Genomic DNA, 4,251 nt, shown 5'->3' on the forward strand with positions numbered 1-4,251 from the left:
GCGCAGCGACAGCGCCTCCCGGCCGCGCAGCGCCCGCGCCCGAGCGCGCGACTCGGCCTCGGCCGGCGGGGCGGCCCGGCCGGAACCGTCCCCCTCGTCGGCCTCCAGATACGCCGCCAGCCGGGCCACGGTCGCGTTCCCGAACAGTTCGAGCAGCGGCACCTTGCGGCCGAGACGCTGCTCGATCAGCGTCTGCACCCGGATCACGAGCAGCGAGTGGCCGCCGAGGTCGAAGAAGTTGTCGTGCGCCCCGACCTTTTCGGTGTCCAGCACCTCCGCCCAGATCCTGGCCACCTCGTCCTGGGTGCCGAGCGCGGGCGCGGTGTAGCCGGTCCCGTCGCCCGGGGTCGGCAGCGGCAGCGCGGCCAGCGCCTTGCGGTCGACCTTTCCCGCCGTGGTCAGCGGCAGCTCCGGCAGGACGACGACGGCCCGCGGTACGGCGTGCGCGGGCAGCAGTCCGCCCAGCCACCCGCGCAGCGCGTCGCCGTCGGCCTCCGCCGCATCGCCGCCCGTACTCCCGTCGCCGCCGTCCCTGCCGTCCGGGGCGCCGACCGAGCAGTAGGCGATCAGCTCGTGCCCGCCGCCCGCGGCGGCCCTGGCGAGCACCGAGGACTGCCGTACCCGCGGATGCCTGGCCAGTACCGCCGCGACCTCGCCCGGCTCCACCCGGAAACCGCGGATCTTCACCTGGTCGTCGAGCCGTCCCAGGAACTCGATCTCCCCGTCGGCACGGAACCGCGCCAGGTCCCCGGTCCGGTACATCCGGCCGCCGGGGGTGTCGGCGTACGGGTCGCCGATGAAGAACTCGGCCGTGCGCGCCGGGTCGTTGAGGTAGCCGCGGGCCAACGGCAGCCCGCCGACGTGCAGTTCGCCGCGCACCCCGACCGGCACCGGCCGCAGCGCCGCGTCGAGCACGTACAGCCGGGCGTTCGGGTTCGGCCGGCCGATCGAGATGCGCTCGACCTGCTCACCCGGCTCGAAGACCCGGCAGCTCACGCCGATGGTCGTCTCGGCGGGACCGTAACCGTGGTACATCCGGGCGCCGGACGCCTCGCGGAAGCGGAGGTACAGGTCACCGGTCAGCGCCTCGCCGCCGCACCACAGATGGCGCAGCGAGCGGATCCGGGCCGCCGCGTCCGCGCGTTCGAGCAGGACGTCCAGCATCGAGGCGACGATGTAGAGGAAGGTGACGCCGTGCCGCTCGACGGTGTCCAGCAGCCGGTCCACGTCACCGTCGTCGCCCGGCTCCGCGACCACCAGCCGGGCGCCCGCCACCAGCGGCAGAAAGATCTCGTTGATCGAGATGTCGAAGCCCAGCGGCGCCTTGTGCAGGACCGCGTCGTCCGCGCGCAGGCCCAGCTTGCCGATCTGCCACAACATGCGGTTGCAGATCGCCTGCTGACGGATCATCACCCCCTTGGGCGTGCCGGTCGACCCGGACGTGTGGATCACATAGGCGACGCGTTCCATGTCCGGTGCCGCCTCCTCCACGGACGGCGCGGGCGCCTTCGCCGCTGATGTCCCGTCGCCGACCGGTACGTCGGGCCGTACGACCTCCACGGTCGTGCCGGTCAGCAGCCGTACCGCGTCGTCCTCGCCCACGACCAGGCGCAGCCCGCAGTTCTCCGCGATGGCACGGACCCTCGCGGCGGGCCAGGAGACCTCCAGCGGGACGAAGGCGCCCTGCGCCTTGAGGACCGCGAGTAGCGCCACCACCAGGTCGACCGAGCGTTCGAGAAGGACGCCGACCAGCGTCTCCGGGCCGACACCCGCCTTCCGCAAGCGGCCCGCCAGCGCCTCGGCGCGCGCTTCGAGCCCGCCGTACGTCAGGACGGCGGCGCCGCATTCGACGGCGACCGCGTCCGGGTCGCGGAGTGCGGCCTCGCGGATCAGGGCCGCCAAGTCCTGTGTGACCAAAGGGTCGTCGCCCTCGACCGGGTGACCCCAGCGCAGCAGCAGCTCCCGTTCCTCTTCGGGCACGATCTCCAGGTCCGACACGGCGACCTCAGCGCCCCGCTCCGCGACCGACTCCAGCAGCCGGACCAGATGGGCGGCGCAGCGGGCCACGGTGCCGGCCTCGTACAGATCCGCGTTGCCGGTGACCGCGCCGTGCAGAGTGCCGTCGGACTCCCAGCAGTTGAGGACCAGGTCGAAGCGGGCCGAGTCCACCTCCTGCTCGACCGGTTCGGCGCGCAGCCCGGCGATCGCGGCGCCCTGCGGCGGCGTCTGCATCACCGCCAGCACCTGCGGCAGTGGACCCGCGCTCGTGGAGCGGTCCCAGCGCAGCTCCGAGGCGATGGCGTCCAGCGACACCTCCTGACGCGCGTACGCGTCGTGGCACGTGCCACGGACCAGGTCGAGCAGCGCGCCGAACGAGGTCTCGCCGTCCACGGCCGTCCGCAGCACCACGGTGTCGGCGAAGCAGCCGACGGCCTGGTCGAGTTCGGGGCGCTCCCTGCCGTGCACGACCGATCCGACCGCGATGCCCCGCTGTCCGGTGTACCGGTGCAGCAGCGCGGTGAGCGCGGTGACCGCGACCATGTACGGCGTCGCCTCGTGCGCCCGTGCGAGCCCGCGGACCGCGCTCCAGACCGCCGGGTCCACCGTGAAGCGGTGCGAGACGGCCAGGGAGCCGGGCACCGCGGGCCTCGGCCGGTCGGTGGGCAGGTCCAGGCGCGGCGGCTCGTCGCCGAGCGCGCGGCGCCAGGCCGCCAGATGCTCCGCGTACTCCGGGCCCGCCTCGCGGCCCTCCCGCCAGCGCGCGTAGTCGCGGTAGGTGACCCGCGGCTGCGACAGCGGGCTCGGACGACCGGCGCTGAACGCGCCGTACAGCTCGTACAGTTCACGCAGCAGCACACCGAGCGAGAGCCCGTCGGCCACCGCGTGGTGCACGACGATCATCAGCACGTGCTCGTCGTCGCCGTGCCGCAGCAGCCCGAAGCGGACCAGCGGGCCGCGCTCCAGGTCGAAGGCCGCGGTGTCCAGCGACGAGATCCACGCCGCCTCGCCCGTCCGGTCGCCGCCCGAGTCGGCGAGCGCCAGCGGCGGTTCGAGCCGGTCGGCCACCATCTGGTGCGGCAGGCCGTCCACTTCGGTGAAGGTCGTGCGCAACGCGTCGTGCCGCGCGACGAGTTCGGCGAGCGTGGCCCGCAACGCGTCCCGGTCGAGAGCGCCGGACAGCCGTACGGCCTGGCCGATGTTGTACGCGGCGGTGCCGGGGTGCAGTCGCCCGTGGACCCACATCCGCCGCTGCGCGCCGGTGGCCCGCACCGGCCCCGGTTCCTCGTGATGGGCGATGGCCTGTGGACTCGCGGCGCCTGACAGCCACCGGTCGAGCAGTTGCCGCTTGGCCTCCGACAGGCCGCTGCCCCGTCCGGACACGGGCTGCTCGGTGGCGGGCGGCTGCGGTAGGGCGTCGGTCATGGGTTCTCCCGGCTTCCGTTCGTGTTCCGTTCGTGGGGTGGAGTGCGGAGCGCCGTACGTCGCGGGCGGACCGGTGAAGGCCCGGCCGGGGCTGGTCGGGGTCTGGGCCTGGGCCTGGTGGGGAGCGGCCTTTCTCGGCGGCGGGCACCTGGCGCGCCCTGCCCTGTGGCTCGTGGTGTGGTTTCCTGCCGCGCGGGCCCCGCTGCGCGGGTTTCTGCCGGGCGTGCGGATTCCGCCGGGTTCATGGAGCCCCGGCGAGCGCGAGGCTCCGTTGTCTGATTCCGCCCGCCTGAATCCCGCCCGCCTGAATCCCGCTCGCCCGACACGCGCTAGTCCAGTTGGGCCACCAGGGCGGCGGCCTCCTCGTCGGAGAGGGCGGCGAGCTTGTCGTGCAGGCGGCTGCGGAGCCGGTCGGCGTGCCCGGCCGCCGTGGGAGGAGTGTTCAGCAGGTCCGTGACGTCGGTGGTGACCGGGAGGATCGCGCGCAGCGAGGTGGTGACGCGGGCGGCGAGCAGCGAATGGCCGCCCAGGTCGAAGAAGTTGTCGTCCCGTCCGACGCCGTCGATGCCGAGTGCGTTCCCCCAAGCCTCGGTGACCAGCCCTTCCAGACGGTCGGCCGGTGGCGCGTACGCCGTCTCCAACGGCGGCCGGGGATGCGCGGTCACGGCGGATACCGCGCCGCCCCCGTCCGGCGTCGTCCCGGTGAGGACCGGCGGCGCCACCCAGTGCCGGGCCCGCTCGAACGGATACGTGGGCAGCGTGACCCGGCGCGGCGGCGCCAGGTGCGGCTCGGCGGGGGCGCCGTCGCCGCCGTCCGCCCAGGCCCGC

At 74.3% G+C, this 4,251-nt stretch carries 2 protein-coding genes; both read right to left on the reverse strand.

The window, feature by feature from the left end; all coding sequences use genetic code 11:
- On the reverse strand, positions 1 to 3,423 hold a 3,423-nt coding region (locus BGM09_RS23980; RefSeq protein ID WP_188283760.1), incomplete at its 3' end, for a non-ribosomal peptide synthetase.
- 329 nt (positions 3,424 to 3,752) lie between these two features.
- Positions 3,753 to 4,251: phosphopantetheine-binding protein (locus BGM09_RS23985; RefSeq protein WP_223187515.1), on the reverse strand; the 499-nt coding region annotated here is incomplete at its 5' end.

The organism is Streptomyces sp. CBMA29 (genome assembly GCF_014596445.1).
GTDB lineage: Bacteria > Actinomycetota > Actinomycetes > Streptomycetales > Streptomycetaceae > Actinacidiphila.